The organism is Kitasatospora mediocidica KCTC 9733 (assembly GCF_000744225.1).
Taxonomy (GTDB): Bacteria; Actinomycetota; Actinomycetes; order Streptomycetales; family Streptomycetaceae; genus Kitasatospora; species Kitasatospora mediocidica.
The window spans coordinates 302,702-324,898 of sequence record NZ_JQLN01000003.1 but is presented as its reverse complement, the minus strand read 5'-3'; the positions used below and the strand labels follow the sequence as shown (position 1 = coordinate 324,898).

The 22,197-nt window shown below is 71.8% G+C and carries 22 protein-coding genes; 8 read left to right on the top strand and 14 right to left on the bottom strand.

From position 1 onward, the window contains the following. Positions 1–65: 65 nt before the first annotated feature. The 4 genes from BS80_RS06845 to BS80_RS06830 form a co-directional block, all read right to left on the bottom strand. Entirely contained in the window at positions 66–1,574 is a 1,509-nt protein-coding gene (locus tag BS80_RS06845; protein ID WP_083974332.1) for an MFS transporter, read from the bottom strand. 115 nt (positions 1,575–1,689) lie between these two features. Continuing rightward, positions 1,690–3,690, bottom strand: coding sequence for a hypothetical protein (locus BS80_RS06840; protein ID WP_035794271.1), 2,001 nt, complete (start codon positions 3,688–3,690; stop codon positions 1,690–1,692). Positions 3,691–3,953: 263 nt separating this feature from the next. Beyond that, positions 3,954–4,268, bottom strand: coding sequence for a protein kinase family protein (locus BS80_RS06835; RefSeq protein ID WP_051966207.1), 315 nt, complete (start codon positions 4,266–4,268; stop codon positions 3,954–3,956). Beyond that, on the bottom strand, positions 4,222–4,884 hold the full coding sequence (locus tag BS80_RS06830) for a hypothetical protein (protein ID WP_035794269.1): 663 nt from the start codon (positions 4,882–4,884) through the stop codon (positions 4,222–4,224). The genes BS80_RS06835 and BS80_RS06830 overlap by 47 nt, the downstream gene beginning before the upstream one ends. A 179-nt stretch (positions 4,885–5,063) precedes the next feature. Between BS80_RS06830 and BS80_RS06825 the strand changes: the two genes are divergently transcribed. Beyond that, positions 5,064–5,537, top strand: coding sequence for a DIP1984 family protein (locus BS80_RS06825; protein ID WP_035794266.1), 474 nt, complete (start codon positions 5,064–5,066; stop codon positions 5,535–5,537). Between the two features lie 309 nt (positions 5,538–5,846). Here the strand turns inward: BS80_RS06825 and BS80_RS06820 are convergent, their stop codons facing one another. From BS80_RS06820 to BS80_RS06805, 3 genes are all read right to left on the bottom strand, one after another. Continuing rightward, positions 5,847–6,791, bottom strand: coding sequence for a GNAT family N-acetyltransferase (locus tag BS80_RS06820; protein ID WP_083974331.1), 945 nt, complete (start codon positions 6,789–6,791; stop codon positions 5,847–5,849). Between the two features lie 187 nt (positions 6,792–6,978). Then, entirely contained in the window at positions 6,979–7,860 is an 882-nt protein-coding gene (locus BS80_RS06810; RefSeq protein ID WP_035794261.1) for a carbon-nitrogen hydrolase family protein, read from the bottom strand. Positions 7,861–7,867: 7 nt separating this feature from the next. Further along, positions 7,868–9,367: an APC family permease gene (locus tag BS80_RS06805; RefSeq protein ID WP_157536042.1), complete on the bottom strand. Its 1,500-nt coding sequence runs from the start codon at positions 9,365–9,367 to the stop codon at positions 7,868–7,870. Positions 9,368–9,501: 134 nt separating this feature from the next. Here BS80_RS06805 and BS80_RS06800 point away from each other — a divergent pair, with 134 nt between their 5' ends. Next, complete coding sequence (locus BS80_RS06800) at positions 9,502–10,110, top strand: TetR/AcrR family transcriptional regulator (RefSeq protein WP_035794257.1); 609 nt, start codon at positions 9,502–9,504, stop codon at positions 10,108–10,110. Positions 10,111–10,372: 262 nt separating this feature from the next. Here the strand turns inward: BS80_RS06800 and BS80_RS06795 are convergent, their stop codons facing one another. Then, on the bottom strand, positions 10,373–11,050 hold the full coding sequence (locus BS80_RS06795) for a uracil-DNA glycosylase (RefSeq protein WP_035794256.1): 678 nt from the start codon (positions 11,048–11,050) through the stop codon (positions 10,373–10,375). A gap of 78 nt (positions 11,051–11,128) precedes the next feature. Then, complete coding sequence (locus BS80_RS06790) at positions 11,129–12,226, bottom strand: amidohydrolase family protein (protein ID WP_035794252.1); 1,098 nt, start codon at positions 12,224–12,226, stop codon at positions 11,129–11,131. Positions 12,227–12,319: 93 nt separating this feature from the next. On the opposite strand from BS80_RS06790, the gene BS80_RS06785 reads away from it, so the two are divergent. Next, positions 12,320–13,411: a pyridoxal-phosphate-dependent aminotransferase family protein gene (locus tag BS80_RS06785; RefSeq protein ID WP_051966206.1), complete on the top strand. Its 1,092-nt coding sequence runs from the start codon at positions 12,320–12,322 to the stop codon at positions 13,409–13,411. Here the strand turns inward: BS80_RS06785 and BS80_RS06780 are convergent. Further along, a complete protein-coding gene (locus BS80_RS06780; protein WP_035794250.1) occupies positions 13,401–14,291 on the bottom strand; it encodes an EamA family transporter in 891 nt (296 codons plus the stop codon). The genes BS80_RS06785 and BS80_RS06780 overlap by 11 nt on opposite strands. Before the next feature lie 194 nt (positions 14,292–14,485). On the opposite strand from BS80_RS06780, the gene tmpA reads away from it, so the two are divergent. Next, complete coding sequence (tmpA, locus tag BS80_RS06775; RefSeq protein WP_035794247.1) at positions 14,486–16,081, top strand: 2-trimethylaminoethylphosphonate dioxygenase; 1,596 nt, start codon at positions 14,486–14,488, stop codon at positions 16,079–16,081. A gap of 119 nt (positions 16,082–16,200) precedes the next feature. Here tmpA and BS80_RS06770 read toward each other — a convergent pair whose 3' ends face one another. The 3 genes from BS80_RS06770 to BS80_RS06760 all read right to left on the bottom strand — a co-directional run bounded on the left by BS80_RS06770 (position 16,201) and on the right by BS80_RS06760 (position 18,237). Beyond that, positions 16,201–16,434 (bottom strand): hypothetical protein, encoded by a 234-nt coding sequence (locus tag BS80_RS06770; protein WP_157535975.1) that lies wholly within the window; start codon positions 16,432–16,434, stop codon positions 16,201–16,203. 137 nt (positions 16,435–16,571) lie between these two features. Next, positions 16,572–16,958, bottom strand: a complete 387-nt coding sequence (locus BS80_RS06765; RefSeq protein WP_035794241.1) for a hypothetical protein — start codon at positions 16,956–16,958, stop codon at positions 16,572–16,574. A gap of 37 nt (positions 16,959–16,995) precedes the next feature. Beyond that, complete coding sequence (locus BS80_RS06760; protein ID WP_035794814.1) at positions 16,996–18,237, bottom strand: helix-turn-helix domain-containing protein; 1,242 nt, start codon at positions 18,235–18,237, stop codon at positions 16,996–16,998. A 166-nt stretch (positions 18,238–18,403) separates the two neighbouring features. On the opposite strand from BS80_RS06760, the gene BS80_RS40390 reads away from it, so the two are divergent. From BS80_RS40390 to BS80_RS06750, 3 genes are all read left to right on the top strand, one after another. After that, positions 18,404–18,658 (top strand): hypothetical protein, encoded by a 255-nt coding sequence (locus tag BS80_RS40390; RefSeq protein ID WP_198045454.1) that lies wholly within the window; start codon positions 18,404–18,406, stop codon positions 18,656–18,658. Between the two features lie 138 nt (positions 18,659–18,796). Then, on the top strand, positions 18,797–19,366 hold the full coding sequence (locus tag BS80_RS06755; RefSeq protein WP_035794239.1) for a hypothetical protein: 570 nt from the start codon (positions 18,797–18,799) through the stop codon (positions 19,364–19,366). 122 nt (positions 19,367–19,488) lie between these two features. Further along, a complete protein-coding gene (locus BS80_RS06750) occupies positions 19,489–19,839 on the top strand; it encodes a VOC family protein (RefSeq protein ID WP_035794237.1) in 351 nt (116 codons plus the stop codon). Between the two features lie 23 nt (positions 19,840–19,862). Here the strand turns inward: BS80_RS06750 and BS80_RS06745 are convergent, their stop codons facing one another. Further along, positions 19,863–20,666: a GntR family transcriptional regulator gene (locus BS80_RS06745; RefSeq protein WP_083974327.1), complete on the bottom strand. Its 804-nt coding sequence runs from the start codon at positions 20,664–20,666 to the stop codon at positions 19,863–19,865. Positions 20,667–21,031: 365 nt separating this feature from the next. Between BS80_RS06745 and BS80_RS06740 the strand changes: the two genes are divergently transcribed. After that, entirely contained in the window at positions 21,032–22,195 is a 1,164-nt protein-coding gene (locus tag BS80_RS06740) for an ABC transporter substrate-binding protein (RefSeq protein WP_051966204.1), read from the top strand. Positions 22,196–22,197 lie beyond the last annotated feature (2 nt).

The window sequence follows — 22,197 nt, the reverse complement described above, 5'->3', positions numbered from 1 at the left end:
CTCCTTCGAGGGGATGGTGCTGTCGGGTGACGGGTCCGTGTGAGTGGGGTGGCTGATCCGTCGGTTCAGCCGGTTCGGGGGACGGCCGGGGTTCGCGGGTTCTGTGGGTGGGCAGCCGGGCGTGCGGGGGTGGCTGCGGTCCGCCGGCCGGTGCAGCGGGTGAGGAGCACCGCGAGGAGCGCGGTGGCGGCCAGGACGGCTGCCGACACCGTGAACGCGGCCTGGTAGCCGGCGGTGAGGGCCTGTGCGGGGGCCTGGTGGGTGGCGGCGCGGGCGGTGACCGAGCCGGCCAGGGAGGCCAGGGCGGCGAGGCCGACCGCACCGCCGACCTGGCGGGTGGTGTTCACCAAGCCGCCGGCCAGGCCCGCGTCCTGCGGCGGCACGCCGTCCACGGCCAGCGCGGTGAGCTGCACGAAGGCGACGCTCAGGCCGAGGCCGACCAGGACGCTCGGCCCCAGGATGTCCGCGAGATAGCTCCCGTCGGCGCTGATCCGCGACAGCCAGAGCAGTCCGGCGGCCTCGGTGAGCAGGGCCGCTGTCACGGTCGCGGTGGTGCCGATCCGCCGGGAGATCCGGGGCGCGAGCGCGGCGCCGAGCATGTTGGCACCGGCGAGCGGAAGTTGACCGGCCCCGGTGGCCAAGGCGCTGGAGTGCAGCACCTGCTGCTGGTAGAGCGGCAGGAAGAAGAACAGCGCGATCCACACCGAACCCAGCAGCGCCATCAGCAGGTTGCCCGCCGCGACCCGGCCGGTGGCGAACAGCCGCGGTGGTATCAGCGCGTTCGGCCGGCGGACCTCGAGCACGGCGAAGGCCGTGAGCAGCGCGGCGGCGCCGAGGAGGGCGCCGAGCACCCGGCCGTCCGTCCAACCGGCGCCGCGTGCGGTCGTCAGAGCCCAGACGAGGCAGGTCAGCGCGAGGGTGACGGTCACGGTGCCCAGCAGGTCGAAGCGCTCGCCCGTACGGCCGGCCGTCCGTGGCACCAGGGCCGGCACGGCGGCCAGCACCAGCACCGCCCCGAGGGCGACGGCGTGGAAGATCCAGGGCCAGCCCCACGCCTGGGTGAGCACGCCGCCCAGCAGGACGCCGCCCGCCCCGCCCGCTCCCGAGACCGCGCCCCACACTCCCAGGGCTCTGCCACGCCCGGGCCCGGACGGGAACAGGCCCATAGCCAGGGCGAGCGCGGCCGGGGCGACGGCGGCGGCGCCCAGGCCCTGAACGGCGCGGGCGGCGATCAACACGCCGGGGGACGTGGCCAGCCCTGCTGCCGCCGACGCCACCGCGAACAGTGCGAGGCCGGCGATCAGCACCCGGCGGCGCCCGAGCAGGTCGCCCGCCCGCCCGCCCGCCAGGAGCAGCGCCCCGAACGCCAGGCCGTAGGCGTTGACCACCCAGGTGGTGCCGCCGTCCGACAGGCCCACTCCGGCGCGGATCTGCGGCAGCGCCACGTTCACGATCGAGGTGGCGAGCATGACCGTGAACTGGGCCGCGGCGAGCGCCGCGAGCACGGCCCCCGGCCGAGCAGGGTTTCCAGGGGTGGGGGCCGCCCGGCCCGTCGGTGTGCGCTGGAGTTTCATGACGCACAGCTTTGGTCCGGGTGCTGTCCACTTTCCAGGCCCGGCGGCAGCGTTGACCGTCCAGTCCTGTCCACGCCTGTCCACCCGGCCCCGCCGTGGGCGGGCGCTCGCTTTCCTACCGGGAGCCGTGCAGCTCCTGCTGCCACAGGGCCTCGCAGAGCAGGTCCAGGCCCTGGCGCAGGTGCCGCCGGTAGGTGCCGTACGGAAGGCCGAGACGGCGGGCGGCGGCCTCCTGGGTCGGCGCACCGGAGAAGTGAGCCGCCGTCAGGGCCTCGCGGGCCCGCGCCCCGCGCGGATCACGTGCCAGGTCGTCGACGGCTTGGCGCAGCAGGACCCGCAACTCCCCGACCGGGTCGGCCAGATCGGCCGCCAGGCGGACCCGCATCAGGGCGCAGACGGCGAAGGCCCGCGGGTCACGCCAGTGCAGCAGGGCTTCGCGCACGGCCTGGTCGAACGCGTTGCGCGTCACGCCCGACGGGCCCGACCGGGCAGGTTCCTCCGGAGTCGCTATGAAGCGGCGGAGCCAGTCCTCGACGGGCACTTGGCGCCAGTCGACGCTGAACAGCCCGTACGTGTGCTCACCGACCCGAGGCCGCGCGCCGGTGTCGCCGAGGGTGCCCTTGACGCGCGCGGCCCAGGTGTCGGCGTCCTGGTAGACCGCGAAGCCGTACGCGCGACCGCGGGCGCGGGCGGCCTCCGCCTGGGCCCGGGAGCTGCTCAGGTCGATGACGCGCGAGGGCACCTGGTACCGCTCGGGATAGACCGAGAAACGGCTCACGCCGATGTGCTCACCGGGCCCCACCGGCGCGGCTGCCTCGGTGTACGCCCAGGCCGCCGCCACCACCGGATCGGTGGCCAGGTCCAGGGGATCGGCGGGGGCCGGCAGGACGAGCCGGGCGGTGAACGCCACGGTCCGTCCCGTGTCCACGAGTTGGTAGACGCTGAACGCCTGCGGCTGACGCTCCGCCCAGTAGCGGACCAGCTCCGCGGAGGCGGGCCCCTCGGTCTCCTCGGCCATCCGCAGCACGACGTCGAGGTCGTCCGGGTGAAGGGCGCGGTCGTGCACCTCGTCCTCGCGGGACCAGGTGCGCAGTCGCGCCAGGGTCGCCCCCTCCCGGAAGAGGTAGAACAGCTCGTCGGTGACGGTCCAGACCCGCTCCTCGGGCGCCTCGCGCAGGAGGCGCAGGTACTCGTCCGCCAACCGCTGGCGGATCGCCACGAACGCGTTGGGGGCCCGCCAGCGCAGGTCGGCGGCCAGCGTCTCGCGCGCGGCGTCGTGCGGGTGGAGCCCCCGGTGGGTGGACTCGATGAAGGGCAGCTCCCGCAGCCAGCCGAACAGCAGGTGAGCGTCCTCCTCGGGCAGCACCGTGGCGAGCAGTTCCTCGGACGTCGAATGCGCCTGCGCCGCCACCTCCAGGGCGCGGCGGTGCGCCGCCGTCGGCACCTCGCCGACCAACCCGGCCAGCAGGGTCCGCAGGACATCGGCCGAGGGCGCCCAGCTCTCCTCCCCTCTCCAGCCCGTCACTCCCGAGGCAGCCGCCAGGGACAGCGCCAACGGGTTGCCGCCGGCGAAGCGCAGCACCCGCTCCCGCAGTTCGGGCCGCAGCTGCGCCGCGACCAGCAGGCTCAGGGCCTGTTCCTCGGAGAACGGCACCAGCTCCCCGACGTGCAGCACCCCCGCCCACGCGGGATCGGCGGTCCACTGCGCCTGTGGCGCGAGCCGTCCGGCCAGAACCACCAACGCACCGTCAGCGGCACGAGGCAGGAAGCGCTGCCACAGCCAGCTCTCCAGCCACTGGCAGTGCTCGAACGAGTCCACCAGCAGGACCGTGCCGCGAACGTCCAGGAACTGAGCGGCCGCGCGCTCGAAGTCGGCCGGATCGCGGCTGACGAAACGACCGTCCATCTCCACCAGCAACCGGCCCGCCGCAGCTGCCCGGTCCGCCAGGCGGCGCAGCAGCGTCGACTTCCCGATACCCCCCGGCCCGACCAGGTAGAAAGCGGACGGCGCCAGCGGATCCCCTGCCAAAGCCTGCTCGAAAAGGCCGAGTTCCCCCTCCCGACCGATGAAGGTCCGCTCCCGCGCCTCGCTCAGTCTCTCTCCCAGCGACCCCATGACAGCTCCCATCCCCACCGCCCGACTCGACCGCCCGATTCAACCGCCCGGCGACCGCATCCTCCGAACCGGGGACTCCCCGCAGGACCGCCGCCGCGTCGCGCTCTCCCGGGTGATCCCACACCGGCCAGACGCCCGATGCGGGGCGCAGGGTTCCGCTTTCACCATGCCGTGCGCCACAGTCCGGCGCCCCGGCTTCCTCTCGCACATCAGGTTCAGGCCTCAGCGGTGAACGCGGCCATGACCTCGTCGCGGCGCTCGCTTCACCAGGACAGCAGTCGCTCCTGAGGGGCGAAGAGGTGGTCGCACGCGTGGTCGCCCCGGTCGTAGTGGAAGGCCAGCACCCACAGGTCCGTCATCCGCTTCCACCAGAGCCGCTGCACTGCGTCCTCCCACGCGGCCGGGCCGATCGCGATCTCCGACCGGTAGCCCGCCATGAACGCCGCAACACGCTCCAGATCGAGGATGCGGTCCCAGCCGAGAACGGCGACCACCTCGTTGTCCCGCCAGAGGAGGTTGCGGTGCTGGAAGTCACGGCCCCAGCCCCCCGGGCCGGTGCGGGTTCGGCAGGCCGTCATCGCTCACGTGCGCCCGGCGCCAGATCTCGTTCCAGCCGTACGTGACCCCCGGCACGACCCGGTGCTGCTGCCCGCACCGACACGGCGCCAGCGCCCACGCGCACCGGCCGCAGAGCTCGACCCATCCGTGCCCGGTCGAAGCCGACGTCGGCGGCCCCTCGTCCCCGCAGGCCGGGCAGCCGGGGAGCTCGGCGCCGTCCAGGAGCGCGTTCTGCCGCCGGACGTACGCGGGCAGCGGCAGCGACGGGTGACGGAACGGGTCGTCGTACCAGGCGCGGTCCAACCCCTCCCACCAGCTCACCAGCCACCACGGCCGCGGGTTCGGTACGGCCCGCCGCCCGGCGCGCTTCTCCGTTCGGCGCTGCGCCGCGAACTCCTGCGCCCGAGCGAGCCACAGCACCCGCGCCTCGTGCAGTTCCTCCACCGCCCGCACCAGCGCGTCCGGATCCGCCTCCAGCCGCCGGGGGATCCGGGCGCTGAGCGTGAGGTGGTGGTACGTCGCGCGGAAGCCGTAGGGCGCGAAGTGGGTGAGGCAGGTGCGTAGCGCGCTGTGCCGCCGGTACGGCGGGAGCCGTGCGTCATGCACGCGTGCCCGGTGGGTCAGGAAGCTGCTCATTGTGCGGGCTCCAGGGCCAGAACGGGCTGCATCAGAATCACACGGGGATGATGCCGGACCCATGGCCACACCGCCACGGACTTTGGCTGCGGCCGCGAACTCCCATAACCCGACCCGTGCCGCCGGCACTGACGTGCATACTTACCGGACGATCAGTGGGACGTAGAGGTGATGACACGGTGAAACTGGCTGAAGCGCTCGCGCAGCGCGCGGCTGCGGTGCGGCGGGTGGAGCAGTTGCGGGCCCGCGTCGTCGGCAGTGCCCGTTACCAGGAGGGCGAGGAGCCGGCCGAGAACGCGGCGGAGATTCTGGCCCAGGCCGGCGAGGTGTTGGACGAGCTGGAGCGGCTGATCCGTCAGATCAACCGGACCAACTCCACCGCGCTGATCGAGGGTGGTGGCACTCTTACCGACGCCCTCGCCCGCCGGGACGTCCTGCGGCTGCGCCACTCGGTGATCACCGCAGCCGCCGACGCCGCCTCCGGGCGCGATCAGCGCGGAGCCGTACGGCAGTTGCGGTCCGAACTCAGGGTCCTCTCCGCCCTGCCGGTCGCCGAGCTCCGCGCCCAGGCAGACGTTCTGGCCAAGGAGGTCCGCGAGGTGGACACCCTGATCCAGCGCACCAACTGGGAGATCGACCTGATCGAGGACTGACCCCACAGCTGGGTGTGGGAAGCAGGTAGTCGCCACGGAGGCGTGCACACACCGCGGGTCGGCGGTCTATCCGGCCCTTGGCGCGTGAAGAGCAACGCAGGGGTTCGATTCCTCACCAACAGTGCAGCTCAGCATCGCGTACAGGTGACCGAGCACACCGCACAGCTCACCACCATGTGCAGATCCGGACGACGAGGGCGGGAACGGGGCGCCCCACACCCGGTGCGAGGGCCGTGCACACCAGCACGGCCCTCGCACCTGTTCCACCTACTCCACGGTCGACAGTCGACCCGTACGGACATGTCGCCGTCATCGGACGGGCTTGCGGTAGACGACGATGCGGTGGTTGATGACGAAGCCCGCCTTCTCGTAGACGCCGGATGCGCCGGTGGCACTGTCGGCGTCGGTCTCAAGTGCGGCTTCGGCGTAGCCGGATCGGCCGGCCGCACCCAGCACGTCGGCGAGCAGCGCGGCCGCCACGCCCTGTCGGCGCCAGGACGTGGCGGTGCCGACCTGGCCGAGGTAGAGCGCTTGGGGTGCGTCGGCGTACGGGAGAACGTAACCGACGATCTCGTCACCGACGAGCGCCAGCCGGGCCAGCTCGGGGAGGAAGGTCTCCGCCCGCACGGTCAGCTCGGCCCAGGACTCGAAAGCGCGTTCCTGGTACCCCCAGGTGTCGCAGAACGCCGCCCTGTGGACGGCGTGCAGCTCACGCTCTCGGTGGGGAACGTACGGGACGATGCGCAGGCCCTCGACGGGCGGGGCAACCGACGGCACCGACGGCGATGAGGTGGGCGCGGTCAGCTCCAGGAAGAACCGCTCGACGACGAACCCCAGCCGCTCGTACAACCGGATAGCGGCTGCGTCGGCGACGCCGGCGTCGACCTCGGCCAGCCATTGCGCGTCCGGCGCAGCCTCGGCATGCAGTTCAGCCGCCCGGTCGAGCTGCCAGGCCAGCAACTCCCGTCCCACTCCCCGACCTTGCCAGGCAGGGCGCACACCGCCTTCCAGGCTGACCCGGAACCCGCCCTCGGGTGGACGACGCACCAACGCGACGGCGAGCAGCAGCCCCTGCGCATCGGTGATCACCCGGGTGTCCCTCGCCAGGTCTCCGACCTCGGCCCGGAGTACGTTCTCGATCGCGGCGGCGGGGAGCTCGAGGTGCCCGCCGCCGGCCTTGGAAACAGCGTTGAGCACGTCAGCGACTGCCGCAGCGTCCTCGGCGCGGCAGGCGCGAACAAGGAACTCATTCATCCCTACACCATAGGACGCCAAAGGGACTTGAGGGTCCGATACCTTGGTCCTCAGTCGGACTGCGGGACGGTCTTCGCCTCGTGGGCGGCAATGGCGAGCTGCACCGGAACTCCCGTCGACCTCTCGGTATCCGGCGACCTGATGGTCGCCGGATAGCTGCGGTGGGTGGCCGGCTTCGCCCGATGGCCTAGTCTGCGGTTTCGTCCTTCAGCCAGTGCGGCGTGTGGAATGTTCCTCCGTACATTGGGAGTTCGATCGTTTCTCCGTAGCGTGCGAGTTGGGCCCAGGGGCGGTTGATCCCGGCGGAGCCGTAGCGGCGCACTCGGGTGACGGTGTCCAGGTCCAGGACGTCGACGAGGATCTCCTCGCCGGGGCCGGCCTGTTGGCGGACGATGCCCTCGGGGTCGACGATGGCGCTGGTGCCGACGCCGGCCGGGTCGGAGGCGTTGACGTTGACGACGAAGAGCTGGTTGGTCCAGGCGTTGGCACGTGCGCAGACCAGTTCCATCTCGCGGTCGCGGGTGGTGGTCAAGGTGGGATGGATAACGATCTCCGCTCCCAGCCAAGCAAGTTGGCGCATGGTCTCGGGGAAGGAGCCGTCGTAGCAGATGGCCAGACCCACGGTGGCGACCCCGGGGATGTCGAAGACGGTGAACCCCGTGCCGGGGGTGGCCTTCTCGTAGGGCTGCCAGGGAAAGACCTTGCGGTAGCGCGCGACGATCTCGCCCTGCGGAGAGACGGCGAACGCGGTGTTGTGAATGCGGCCGTCCTCGGCACGCTCGAAGACGCTGCCGGGGACGAGCCACAGGCCGGTCTCCGTCGCGAGGGCGCGGATCCGCTCGGTGAGCGGGCCGGGAATGGTGACGGCTGCCTGTTCCATCCAGTCGACGGGCGTTGGGCCCAGCAGCGGCCCTTCGGCGGCGAGGAGCAGTTCGGGGGCGGTGACGAGTTGGACGTGGGGGAACAGCTCGCGGGTGGTGCGGACCTGGTCGGCGAAGCGGAGCCAGGTGGCTTCGAGGCCGTGGGGCACGGGGGCGGTCTGCAGGGCGGCGATGGCGAGTGTGCGCACGGGGTGTTCAGTCCTCGGTGATGGTGAGCTGAGCGACGGCGCTGCGGCCTTCGCGGAAGAAGCGGGGGAAGCGGGCGCGGGCGGTCAGTACGGCCGCAGCGCCCAGGGCGATGGAGCCGATGCCGAGCAGGAAGACTCCGCCGACGCCGTGGAAGGAGGTGCTGCCGTAGGCGGGGGCGTACATGTCGTGGGCGCTGCGGGCGAAGGCCGCGAGCATCATGATGGCGCCCAGCAGTGGCAGGACGCCCTTCATCAGCAGGTCGCGCGGCGAGTCGCGCAACTGCGTGCGGAAGTGCCAGACGCAGGCCAGGGCGGTGGTGCCGTAGTAGCCGGCGATCAGCAGGCCGACGGACAGGATGGCGTCGCCGAGGAACCTCGGTGAGAGGAGCTGGAGCAGCACCAGCAGGACGGCGGTGGTGGCGCCGAAGAAGACCGTCCCGAAGGCGGGGGTGCGGTGCCGGGGATGGATCCGGGCGAACGCCGGGGGCAGGGCGCCGTGGGAGGCCATCGACAGAGTGGCGCGTGAGCTGCTGATGAGGCTGGTGAGCAGCGCGGAGAGGGCGGAGAGGCAGATGGCGAGCTGGACCGCCTTGGCCAGGGCCGTGCCCAGGACGGCGGGGGCGAGGGTGGCCAGGACGTCGGTGGCACCTGCGGGGTTGCCCAGTCCGAGGCCGGTCCCGGCGGTGCCCGCGAAGCCGATCGCGGCGAAGGCGGTGAACAGGTAGGTGCCCAGCAGGACGAAGGTGGAGATGAGCACGGCCCGCCCGGGGACGCGGTCGCTGTCGCTGGTCTCCTCGTTGACGGTGATCAGCGCGTCCCATCCCCAGTAGATGAACAGGCAGAGCAGCACCGCCTGGGCGCAGGGGCCGAAGCCACCGAAGGCCAGGGGGTTGAGCCAGGCCGGGGACGGGGTGGCGGCGTGGTGTCGCAGCAGGGCGGCGGCGCCGAAGCCGAACAGGGCGGTGAGCTGCAGCCCCAGCAGGACGTACTGGAGCGGTGCGGCGATCTGCAGGCCCCTGCGGGCGACCGCGGTGAGAGCCGCCAGCAGCAGGACGGCGGTGGCGGTCACGGCGGCGGTGTTCTGCTCCAGCGTGTGCAGGCCGAGCACCTGGAGCAGATAGGTGGCGCCGACCTGGGACAGTGCCGTCATCGCGATCAGGGTGGCGACCTGCACCACCCAGCCACCGGTCAGCCAGCCGGTCACCGGGCCGAAGGCGCGGGTGGTCCACACGAAGGTGGTGCCGCAGTCCGGCATCTGCCGGTTGAGTTCACGGAAGGCGAAGGCGGTCAGCAGGATCGGCACGAAGCCGAGCAGCAGGGCAGCCGGGGCGAGGTGGCCGACGACCAGGGTGACCAGGCCGAGGGTGACGGCGATGCTGTAGGCCGGTGCCACCGAGGACAGGCCCAGCGCGACGGCGGCCGCCAGGCCGACGGAGCCCGGGCGCAGTCCTTTGCCGGTGGCGGAGGGTGGGGTGCCGGTTCTGTGGCCGGCATCGGTGGGGTTCATCGTCACGGTGGGGGCTCCTGACGCGAGCGCTTTTGTTAAATCTGGATTTAAGAGACTGGCGCCCGTCCCGTCAAGAGCTGGGGTCATGTTGTTAAACTCGGGAAGAGACATCCGAGCGGAGGAGAGGGGACACCGTGGCGGCGAAGAAGGGCGGCGGGAAGGAGGCCCGGCGGGCCGAGCTGGGCGCGGCGGTCCAGCGCGCACTGCTGGTGCGCGGGCTGGAGGGCCTGCGCCTGCGCGACATCGCCGAGGAGGCCGGTGTCACCCCGGCCGCGGTGCTCTACTACGGCGATCTGGACGCCCTGGTCCACGAGACCTACCAGCTGGCCATCGAGCGTTACAGCCAAGAGCGCGAGCAGGCCGCCGACCGCTTCACCGACGCCCGCGACAAACTCCGCTCCTGCATCGGCAACGGCGTCGCCAGCGGGCCGGACGACGCGCTGACCCGGCTGCTCTACGAGTACTGGCCGCGCTGCCTGCGCGATGCCCGGGCCGCGGCACTGGACAGCGCACTGACCGAGCGGCAGATCGCCGTCTACTCAAGTGTCCTGGTGCTGGGCCAGGCCCAGGGCCACTTCGTCATCCAGGACCCGCCCCGCCTGCTCGCCGCCAACTTCGTCGCCATGGAGGACGGCTATCAGATGGAGGTTCTGGCCGGCCGCCGCACCCGTGCCGAAGTGATCACCGCCCTCTACGCCTACGCTCGCGCCGTCACCGGCCACGATCTGGCAGGCCAGCACTGACGGACGGCCGCGCGGGGCCCTGATCCACCGACGGTGGATCAGGGCCCCGTTTCCTTCTGTGGCCGATCAGTCCTCAGTCGCGTCCCGCTCCTCATCCTCCGAGAAAGGGCCTCCGCCGCAGGTCGGAGGCCCTTCCGGGAGCAAAGCCCCTGGTACGGCGGATGGAGCCGGCCTGTACGCCGGGTACTGGCCCAGGGTGACGAGCAGTGGGATTGCCTTCCATGAAGGATGTGCCCCGCCCGGTGAAACCGCAGTCCGGCCGCTACGGCAGGCGCCAGTCCACCGGCTGGGCGCCCTGCTTGACCAGCAGGTCGTTCGCGCGGCTGAACGGGCGGGAGCCGAAGAAGCCGCGGTCGGCCGACATCGGGCTCGGGTGCGCCGACTCGATGGCCGGGACCGGCCCGAACAGCGGGCGCAGGTTGCGGGCGTCGCGGCCCCAGAGGATCGCCACCAGCGGTCCGCCGCGGGCCACCAGGGCGCGGATCGCCTGCTCGGTGACCTCCTCCCAGCCCTTCCCGCGGTGCGCGGCCGGCTTGCCGGGCGCCGTGGTCAGCGCGCGGTTGAGCAGCAGCACCCCCTGCCGGGTCCACGGCGTCAGGTCGCCGTTGCTGGGCGGCGGGCAGCCGAGGTCCTGGCCCATCTCGCGGTAGATGTTGATCAGGCTGCCGGGGATCGGCCGGACCTCGGGGGCGACCGAGAAGCTCAGCCCCACCGCGTGCCCGGGCGTCGGGTAGGGGTCCTGGCCGACGATCAGCACCCGGACGTCCGCGAACGGCTGCTGGAAGGCCCGCAGGACGACGGGGCCGGCCGGCAGGTAGGTTCTGCCGGCCGCGATTTCGCCGCGCAGGAAGTCGCCCATCGCGGCGACCTGCCCGGCCACGGGTTGCAGGGCCTGGGCCCAGCCGGGTTCGACGATCTCGTTCAGCGGACGCGGTGCCATGGCAACCACCCTATCGGCCCAGTGCCCGCCCCCCGAACGGCCACTGGAGCGGTCGAAGTGGCCTGCCGCACAGGTGTGTCAGCCGACCGGACGGCCGCGCAGGACGACCAGCTGGGGGTCCGCCAGCACCCGGACGTCGGCGCGCGGGTCGCTCGCGTAGACCACCAGGTCGGCCGACGCGCCCTCGCTCAGCCCGTCCCGGCCCAGCCACGCGCGGGCGCCCCAACTGGCCGCCGAGAGCGCGGCGGTGGGTGTCAGGCCGGCCTTGACCAGTTCGGCCACCTCGTCCGCGACCAGACCGTGCGCGAGCGAGCCGCCCGCGTCCGTCCCGACGAAGATCGGTACGCCGGCGTCGTTCGCCGCGCCCACGGTGTCGTAGCGGCGCTCGTGCAGCCGGCGCATGTGGGCGGACCAGGCGGGGAACTTGGCCTCGCCGCCGTCGGCCAGCGCCGGGAAGGTGGCGATGTTGACCAGGGTCGGCACGATCGCCACCCCGCGCTCGGCGAACTGCGGGATCAACTCCTCGGTGAGGCCGGTGGCGTGCTCGACGCAGTCGATGCCGGCGGCCAGCAGGTCCGGCAGCGACTCGGCGGCGAAGCAGTGCGCGGTGACCCGCGCGCCCTCAGCGTGCGCAGCCGCGATGGCGGCGCGCAGCGCGTCGGCGGGCCAGCAGGCGGCCAGGTCGCCGCGGTCGCGGTCGATCCAGTCCCCGACCAGCTTGACCCAGCCGTCGCCGCGCCGGGCCTCCGCGGTGACGTACTCGGCCAGCACCTCCGGCTCGATCTCGTGCGCGTAGTTGCGGATGTAGCGGCGGGTGCGCGCGATGTGGCGGCCGGCCCGGATGATCCGCGGCAGGTCCTCGCGGTCGTCGATCCAGCGGGTGTCGGCGGCGGAGCCCGCGTCGCGGATCAGCAGGGTGCCGGTGTCGCGGTCGGTGAGCGCCTGCTTCTCGCTGGTTGCCTCGTCCACCGCGCCGTGCGCGTCCAGGCCGACGTGGCAGTGCGCGTCCACCAGGCCGGGAAGCACCCAGCCGCTGACCGTACGGACGTCGGCGGCCGCGGCGCCGGCCGGGCGGTCGTACGTCACCCGTCCGTCCACGACCCAGAGTTCGTCCCGGACGTCCTCGGGGCCGACCAGCACCCGGCCCTTGATGTGCAGCACCGCGCCATCGTTCATGGGCGAACTCTACGACGCCGGCTCCCCCGGCGTCCGGCCGGTCTGCGGCAGACTGGGCGGGCAGCCGTGTCCGCCGTGCGAAAGGCCCAGCCCGTGACCGACCTCCTCGACCTTCCCCCGCTCACCGCCGCGCGCTTCGCGGCGATCGAGGACCGGGTGGCGGCGCTGCTGCGGACCGGCAACGACGTGGTGGTGATGCAGGGCGAGGCGCTGCTCCCGCTGGAGGCGGCGGTCAAGGGCGCGGCGCACCCGGGCAGTACGGCGCTGAACATCGTCACCGGCCCGTACGGCCAGACCTTCGGCGGCTGGCTGCGCGACAGCGGGGCGAAGGTGGTCGACCTCGCCGTCCCGTTCGACACCGCGGTCTCCGCGGAGCAGGTGGCACAGGCGCTGCGGGACCGTCCCGAGACCGCCTTCGTCTCGCTGGTGCACGCCGAGGCGGCCACCGGCAACACCAATCCGGTCGCCGAGATCGCCGCCGTGGTCCGCGAGCACGGCGCGCTGCTGATGCTGGACGCGGTCGCCTCGGTGGCCGCCGAGCCGCTGCTGACGGACGCCTGGGGCGTGGACCTGTGCGTGATCGGCGGGCAGAAGGCGATGGGCGGTCCGGCGGGGGTCTCGGCGGTGGCGGTCAGCCCGCGCGCCTGGGAGCGGATCGCCGCCAACCCGGCCGCGCCGCGCCGCTCCTACCTCTCGCTGCTGGACTGGCGCGACCGCTGGACGGCGGCCGGCCGGACCGTCCTGCCGCACGCCCCGGCCCAGTTGGAGATGCTGGCGCTGGAGGCCTGCCTGGACCGGATCGCGGCCGAGGGCCTGGACGGCGCGCTGGCCCGGCACCGCGCGACGGCGGCGGCGCTGCGCGCGGGCGTGCTCGCGCTGGGCACCCTGACACCGTACGTCCGGCGGGCCGAGGACGCGGCGCCGGTGGCCACCACGCTGCGCACCCCGTCCGGGCTGGACGCGGCCGCCCTCGTCGCCGACGTGCTGCGCGCCGACCCGGGCGTGCCGGTGCAGTCGGCGGGCGGTGCGCTGGCGCGCGAGGTGCTGCGGGTGAACCACTACGGCTCGGCCGCCTCCCCCGGGACGGTGCGGCGCACGCTGGACGCGCTGGCCGCCGCACTGCGCGAGCGCGGCCTCCCGGCGGACCCGGCGGCGGCGCTGGCGGCGGCGGGCCTCACAGGCTGACCAGCACGATGCCGCCGGTCACGATCACCGCGCAGACCAGCCGGTGGCGGCCGAAGGCCTCCTTGAAGAAGAGCGCGCCGATCCCGGCCGCCAGGATGATGCTGGTCTCGCGCAGCGCCTCGACCCGGGCGACGTCGCCCAGCGACAGGGCGGCCAGCATCAGCGCGTAGGAGAGCAGCGCCGCCAGGCCACCGAGCAGGCCGGTGCGCCAGGTGGTGCGCAGGTAGTCCAGTACGCGGCGGCGGCGCACCGCCAGGGCGATCGCGGGCATCGGGACGCTCTCCACCAGGAACAGGTAGACCGTGTAGCTCAGCAGGCTGCCGGAGCCGTGCGGGCCCGCGGCGGCGGCCGCGTGCAGACCGGCGACGGCCGCGGCGCGCAGGCCTGCAGCGTCGGAGGCCGTGTAGCCGGCCACGCACAGGCCCGCCACGAGCGCGTAGGCGATCGGCAGCGCGCGGAATCCGGACCGGCCACCGGCCAGCACGAGGCTGGTGATGCCGGCGGAGATCAGCACAACTCCCGTCCAGGCCAGGGTGGTCAGCGACTGGTGCAGCAGTAGGACGGCCAGCGCGGCGACGACGAGCGGGGAGACCCCGCGGATGATCGGATACATCTGGCCGAAGTCGCCCAGCTGGTAGGCCCGTACCAGGCAGAGCCGGAAGACCGTGTTGAGCGCGAGCGAGCCGGCGATGAAGCCCCAGGCGGCGGCGGACGGCGGGGCCACGAAGGGGGCCGCGACCGCGCAGACCACCAGGGCGGTCGCGTCGACCACCCCCACCGCGGTCAGCCGGTCGCTGCCGGACTTCACCGCCGCGTTCCAGGAGGCGTGCATGAGCGCCGAGGTCAGCGCGAGGACGGTTGCGAGCAGTGAGCTGGACACGGACCCCGACGCTACACGAGAAGCGGCAAAGTTGTCTGTACAACTTTGGGCGTTCCACCACACTCGCATCGCCCGGCGGAACTGTTTCCACACCCTTCACCTGCTCGACACCCGCACCTCACCGCCGCCCGGCACGGTGGCTCCATCGGGCCAAGTTGGCTATACAACTTGGCGTCATTCTGGAAGGATCACCCATGCCGCTCTCCCCGTACTGGCTGCGCGACAACTGCCCGTGCGCCGAATGCCGCGACCCGCGCAACGGGCAGAAGCTGTTCCAGATCACCAACCTCCCAGAGGATCTGACGATCACTCACCAGTCATATGAGGAAGACCAGTTGGAGGTCAACTGGTCCGACGGGCACCGCTCGCGCTACCCGCTGGACTGGCTGGACGAGCCGCAGCGGGGCGACCACCGCACCGAGCAGGGCAAGCGCCTGTGGCAGGCCGCCGACTTCGCCGCCGGGATCCCCGAGGCGCAGTGGGACGCCTACCTGACCGACCCGGCCGAGCAGGCGGCCGTGCTGCGCGCGGTGCAGCGCCTCGGGTTCGCGGTGCTGCGCGCGGTCCCGAGGGTCGAGCGGCAGGTGCTCGCGGTGGCCGAGAGCTTCGGGTACGTCCGCGAGACCAACTACGGCGAGCTGTTCGACGTCCGGGTCGAGCCCGACCCCAACAACCTGGCCTTCACCAGCGTCGCCATCGCCCCGCACACCGACAACCCCTACCGCGACCCGGTGCCCACCCTGCAGCTGCTGCACTGCCTGGAGAACGCGGCCGTCGGCGGCGACTCCGGCCTGGTGGACGGCTTCCGCGCCGCCGACCTGCTGCGCACCGAGGCACCCGAGGACTTCGCGGTGCTGACCCGCACGCTCGTCCCGTTCGCCTTCCGCGACCGGCACACCGAGCTGCGCGCCGACCGGCCCCTGATCGAGACGGACGCCTCGGGACGGATCCGCGAGGTGCGGTTCAACAACCGCTCGATCGGCACGCTGCGACTGCCCGACGCCGAGCTGGACGCCTTCTACGCCGCCTACCGGCGCTTCGCCGCGATCACGCTCCGCCCGGAACTCCAGCTGGAGTTCCGGCTCGGCCCGGGCGACTGCCTGATCTTCGACAACGTCCGCCTGCTGCACGCCCGGACCGCCTTCGAGCAGGACGGCCGCCGCCACCTCCAGGGCTGCTACGCCGACCTCGACTCGCTCGCCTCCACCCTCGCCGTCCTGGACCGCCACCTCGCCGCACTGGACACCCTCCAGGAGCTCTTCGAGGGCGAGGGCGCCGGCGAGTACCTGGGCGAGGAGGTCACCATGGCCGAGCACATGCTCCAGGCGGGCATCCTCGCCGAGCGCGCGGGCGCACCCGACGCGCAGATCGCCGCCGCGCTGCTGCACGACGTCGGCCACATCTCTGGGGCGCACAGCCAAGGGGCCATGAGCGGACGGCAGTTGATGAAGGGCGTCGACAACCACCACAGCGCCACCGGCGCCGACTGGCTGGCCCGGTGGTTCGGCCCGGACGTCACCGAACCGGTCCGCCTGCACGTCGCCGCCAAGCGCTACCTCTGCGCCGTCGAGCCCGGCTACCGGGCCGCGCTCTCCGAGGCCTCCGAGTACACCCTCCAGGTCCAGGGCGGCCCGATGACCCCCGAGGAGGCCGCCGCCTTCGCCGCCCTCCCCGGCGCCCAGGACGCGGTGGCGGTACGCCGCCTGGACGACCAGGCCAAGGTCGCCGACGCCCAGACCCCCACCTTCGACCACTTCCGCCCGCTGCTGGCCGCCCTGCTCACCCGCTGACCAAGGAACAGGGAACAGGGACGGGCGGTGCCGACGACTCGGCACCGCCCGTGAAGCGTGGTGACCCGGATGGTGACGACTCCGGCGGATGCGCGCTACCCGTCCGGTGGTGACAGGCCCTAGAACCCGCCGCCACCCAGGCCGCCGATCTGCCCCATCAGGCGCTGGGTCTCCTGAGCGCGGTAGACCATCATGTCCGACGCGGGGGCGACCGGGCGTCCCGTGTGGGCGTCGGGGTGCGGCGGACGCGACTTGGTGACCTGTGCCACCGCCCGGCCGACCGCCTGCAGTGCCGTACGAATCGTGCTCATGGCAACCCCCTGGGTGAAGCCGATGACCTGTCGAGCAGGCATGACGTGAGCGTACGACCGTCCGATTCGAAACGATCTCGCCTTGAGCGAGATCTGAGCTTCCCCGCCCGGACCTGCCCGTTCGGGCACGCGGCCGGACCGCCGCACCGGATCCATCGCTCACTGACCGCCTGCGACCGCTACCCCTTGGACCGACCCGTAGGGTGCGCGACGACCTGCTCGATCCGCTCGAAGATGTCGGCGTCCGTCTCCTGCTGCCAGGACGGCAGTTCGGACCAGTCAGCGACGTACCCGGGCTTCGGGTCCTCGATGTGCTTGTGGATCTGTGCGATCCAGCACAACGCGACGAACCGCCCCTTCTGCTCCCGCGTCAACCTGGCAGTGGCACCACCGCTCACCGCGACGAAGTCGCGCACCTGCCCGTACACAGCCGCCGCGCACTGGCGCTCCCAGTCGGGCGTTTCAGCCCACGGCACGACGTACCCGGGCTTCGGCTCACCGGGGAAGTGCTTGGTGACGCCGGTGATCCACGCCTCGCGGAAAATTCGGCCATCGTCGTCCGTCATGATTTCCTCTTCGTCAGGCAGTCAGGCAGTCAGGCGGTCAGGCGGCACCGGCTAGTGCCGAGATGTGGTGGTGCAGCTCTGCGACACGACCATCGGCCATGAGCGGTGCCAGCCGTGGTTGGAGCCCCCGCAGCTTCTTGCCGAGGAAACCAGATCCGGTCTGCCCGGCCAGTTCGAGGGCTGCCCCGCTGTAGTGCAGCAGCTGATCGAGATCTCCGCGTTGGGCGCCGAGTGCAGCGAGTTCGGCCAGCACAGCACCCCTACGGCGTGGCGACAGCTCCTGCGCGAGGGCCGCGGTCAGGGAGTGCTCGGCGAGATCGGGCCGACCGAGCGCGAGGTAGCAGGTTCCGCGCTGTTCGGCCAGCCGCGACCCGTCGAAACGCAGCCAACCACCGTTCTGGCTCTGACCGTCCAGGCAGCCCACGCGCTCGGCCACGTCGAGCGCACGGTTGCAGGCGTCCAGGTTCCCCAGGGCCGCGTACACCTCGGCCTGCACGGCAGCCACCCAGTACCGGGTGGAGAGCCGGCTGTCTCCCCGCTGCGCGACTCTGGAGGCCGCCGACAGCATCGGGGCCATCGCCGCGAACCTGTGTTCATACACTCCGATGAACGCGTGACGGGTCAGCGCGCAGGCCCACAGATCGTGCTCTCCGGCCTCCTTGGCCGCACTCGCAGCCAGGGAGTAGCACTGAGCCGCCTCCGTGTAGCGGTTGCGGTCGAAGAAGATCTCACCGGCGAGCTGGTACAGGTCAGCAGCGAGTACGCAGACCCGCTGACGCGCCTCCTCGCTCCGAAGCTCCTCCAGCCCTCGCGCGAGCAGCCCGAGTTGCCGACGCACCAAGGGGTACACGGCCTGCTTGGACTCGGACAGCGCAAAGACCTGCCAAAGGTGCGGGTTCAGCGCGCCAGCGGTCTCCGCAGGTGGCGGAGTACGGTCGCCGGGCTCCGGGGGCGTGCCGATCTGCGGAAGTGCGACAAACGTCCCGGTGATGGTCAGCAAGCTCAGGAAGGCGCGCCGGTCCATGTCGTCATCCTCGCTTTCGGGCACCGCCGGGCTCTCAGGTGTCACCGGCTGCGGCGTCATGAGAAGGTCCAGCTCGGTGGCGGTGACCTGCAACAGCCGGGCGATCCTGGGGCGGAGGTGGGGTTGCGGCGCACTGCTGCCGCTCTCCCACCGGCCGACCGTCGAGGTGGCGATCCCGAGCTTCTCCGCGAACGACTCCTGACTGTGGCCCAGCGATTTGCGCCGCGCCGCAAGACCTTCCCGCTTGGATGCCATCCCGCCCTCACTCCGCATGGAATTTCCCGAGGTCAGCACAACCAGTGCGTGAATTATGCCGTAATGATGCGCTACTTACGCTCTGGAGAGCAGAACTGACGAGTAGTTGACTACGGAGTGTGCGCACAGCACGTCGTCAGCGACCAGGGGTCCGCCAATGCCATCCGTGCCCCAGAAGAACACCACCGGCACCGGACCCGCCTGGAGCGAGGGCGACACCGCGTACGACCCGGGAACACTGCGCGTCGGCGTCGTCCAGCAGATCGACTGCCTGAACGGCCGGCCGCACCAGGTCTGGCTCCGGCCCGCGATGGGCGGGCGGGAGTGGACGGCGTTCGCCTGGGAACTCCAAGCACCGCCCACCAAACAGAGCGCTACAGGAGGACATCGTGATCACCGAGGCCAAGCACAAGGGTCCTGACCACAAGGGCCCGCCGAAGCACGCGAAGCCGGAACCCGCGCCCGCTCCACCGCCCCCGGCGCCGTCGAAGTGACACACTGGCAGGTCCCTCGTGCGGACGCGAGGGGCCTGCCTTGTCGTGAGGAGAAGGTGTAGCTCATGGACCGGTTTCTGATCTCGTACGCGGCACACCACTACGCCGATGAGGACTGGAAGTCGAGGGCGGACCGCTGGACGGCCTCCTTCTACCTGGCGGACACACCGATCTTCGGCACAGCCGTCATCACCCGCGTCGTCCCCGGTCGGCACCCCAACCCGTATGTGGCGCTCGAAACCGACTCCGGGTGCCTGGACCGCATCCCGCGCGTCATCTTCGCCGAGGACGGCGTGCCGGTCCCGGCGCTGCGCGACAGTGTCGGGATCGATCCCGCCGTGCTGCTGCTCCTGGAGTCGGTGGAGGTCGAGCAGAAGTGGCGCGGCACCGGCGTGGGGATGGACCTCGCCGTCACCGCACTCCGCCACCTTGCCGGCGGGCCCCGGAGCGTTGCGGTGTGCTACCCGGCGCCGATCCACACGCACGGGCCCGAGGAGCCGTGCAGCTACGAATCCGACGATCCGGAGGTTCGGCGGCCGGACGAGGAGGCGGTGGCCGCGTTGCGGGGGGCGTGGTCGCGGCGTGGGTTCGGGCATGTCCAGGAGGGTGTCTACGCCATGGCGCTGGGGGGCTGATCAGGAGTCGGTGGACGCGTCCGGCACGGCTCCGAGTCGGCCTTCTCCTCCTCGTGATCCGTGCCTAGCATGACGACTGTTCGATGGTTCGGGAAAGTCGAATCGACCTTGGGGGGACGGACATGAAGGTGCTGGCCACGCTGGCTCGGCTGTACGTGGACGACCTGGACCGTGCTCTGCCCGCCCTGCGCGACCTGACAGGGCAGGAGAGCAGGGGGCGCTTCGCCTACGGCGGCGTGGAGGTGGCGCGCATCGGCGGTTTCCTGCTCGTCGCGGGCACCGACGAGGCTCTCGCCCGGTTTCGGAACGTCCAGAGCACCGTGGTCGTCGACGACCTGGACGGGGTGCAGGCGCTCCTCGACGCGCACGGCGGAGAGGTCCTCGCGGGCCTGAATCAGGTGCCGACCGGCCGCAACCTCGTCGTGCGGCATCCCGGCGGGGTCGTCTTCGAGTACGTCGAGCACACCGCCTAGCGGCCGGGGCCTGTCCCAGGCCGCTAGTCGTCGGCTCGGGCGTGGCGCGAAAGAGCCGACGTGGCAAGGGAGTTGTGGACGCTGAAGGCCACCGTGCCGGGCAGGTAACGGTCCTGGGACCACTCCACCGGGCGGCCGGTCGGGTCGGTGGTCCGGCGGCGTTCGCGCAGCAGGGGGGCGCCCCGGCGGCAGCCCAGCAGTTTGGCGTCCTCGGCGTTGGCGGTGACCACGTCGATGGTGTGGTCGGCGTCGGTGAAGAGGATGCCGTGCTCGCGCAGTTGCTCGGTGTGGGAGACCACGTCGGGGGGCAACTGGGCCACCAGCTGGCCGACATGGGCGGGGTAGACGGTCCGCTCCACCATCACGGGGACGTCCGAGAGGGTGCGCAGCCGCAGCGTCACGTACACCTCGGCGCCCGGTTCCAGGCGCAGTTGCTCGCGCTCGGCGGCGTCGGCCGGGCGACGGATCAGCGACTCCAGCCGGCCGCCGGGCTCCTCGCCCATCGAGCGGGCCCAGTGGGTGAAGCTGAGCAGCTCGGAGAAGCTCTGCACGCGCGCGTTGCCCAGCACCACCCGGCGGGTGCCGCGGCGCGAGGTGACCAGTCCGTCGGCCCGCAGCACGGCCAGCGCCTGCCGGACGGTGCCGCGCGACACCCCGTACCGTTCGGCGAGCGCTCCCTCGGCGGGCAGCCGTCCGGCCTCGCCGTAGGCGCCGGTGGTGATCGCCTCGCGCAGGTCGGCGGCGACCTGGCGATAGAGGGCGCCGCCGGCGTCCTGCGCTGCGGCGCTGTGCTCGGCGCCCGCGTCCTGCGCACCAGTCGTACTCAAGGCCCTTGCCACCGGTCCCTCCCAAGTCGGTGTCCTGTGCACGGATCCGGCCGAGGACGGTCCGACCCTATCGGCATCCGCGAGGTCGTTCGTGCGGCTCCCCGTCCGGTTTCCACCATCCGGACTCCACCGTTCCCACAGCCGACCCCTGTTCTGGGCCACCCGTTCACCTCCTGGACATCCGGATCCGGCGTACTTACCCCCGTCAGCAAAGTTGGCTGGCCAACTTGATCTGACCTTCTCTCACCAGAAGCTTCCTAGATCACTTAGATCACTTAGATCACTCCGAAGATCCCGCACCAGACGGTGCACCCCCCGCCGCACCCCCGCAGCACTCTGCCGCACCCCGACCAGGAGACTCTCCCGTGACCGTGCACCGTGCCCGTACCGCCGCCATCGCGGCCGTGCTGACCGCCGCCGCGCTTTCCCTCACCGCCTGCGGTTCCGCCGGATCGTCCGCCACCGCCGGCTCCTCGGCCGGGGCCAAGAGCGCGAAGACCGCGACCTCCGCCGCCGACCTCGGCGGCATGGACGCCCTGGTCGCCGCCGCCAAGAAGGAGGGCACGCTCAACGCGATCACCCTCCCGCGTGACTGGGCCAACTACGGCGCCATCATGGACGCGTTCACGGCGAAGTACGGCATCAAGATCCAGGACGAGAACCCGGACGGTTCCAGCCAGGACGAGATCAACGCGATCACCTCCCGCAAGGACCAGGACCGCGCCCCCGACGTCGTGGACCTCGGCAGCGCCTTCGCGCTGAGCGCCGCGAGCCAGGGCCTGCTGGCCCCGTACAAGGTCACCGGCTTCGACAAGATCCCGGACAGCATGAAGGCCGCCGACGGCGCGTCCTACAACGACTACGGCGGCTACATGTCGATCGGCTGTGACGCGAAGAAGGTCGCCGTCTGCCCGAAGACCTTCGCCGACCTGCTGAACCCGGCCTACAAGGGCATGGTGGCCCTCAACGGCGACCCGACGAAGGCCGGTGCCGCCTTCGGCGCCGTCTACGCGGCCTCGCTGGCCAACGGTGGCACGCTGGACAACATCCAGCCCGGCATCGACTTCTTCGGCAAGCTGAAGAAGGCCGGCAACTTCAACCCGGTCGAGGTCACCCCGGCCACCATCCAGAAGGGCGAGACCCCGATCTCGGTCGACTGGTCGTACCTGAACGCCGGCTACACCGACAAGTTCGCCTCGCAGGGCATCCAGTGGCAGGTGTCGATCCCCTCGGACGGCAGCTACGCGCAGTACTACAACCAGGCGATCAACAAGTGGGCGCCGCACCCGGCCGCCGCTCGCCTCTGGGAGGAGTACCTCTACAGCGCCGACGGCCAGAACGGCTTCCTCAAGGGCTACGCCACCCCGGCCCTGTTCGACGCCATGAAGACCGCCGGCACCCTGGACCCGACCGCCGTCGCCAAGCTGCCGACCGTGGCCGTCCCCTTCACCACCTTCCCGACCCAGGCCCAGACTGACGCGGCCAAGAAGGTCGTCACGCAGAACTGGGCCGCGGCGATCGCGGGCTGATC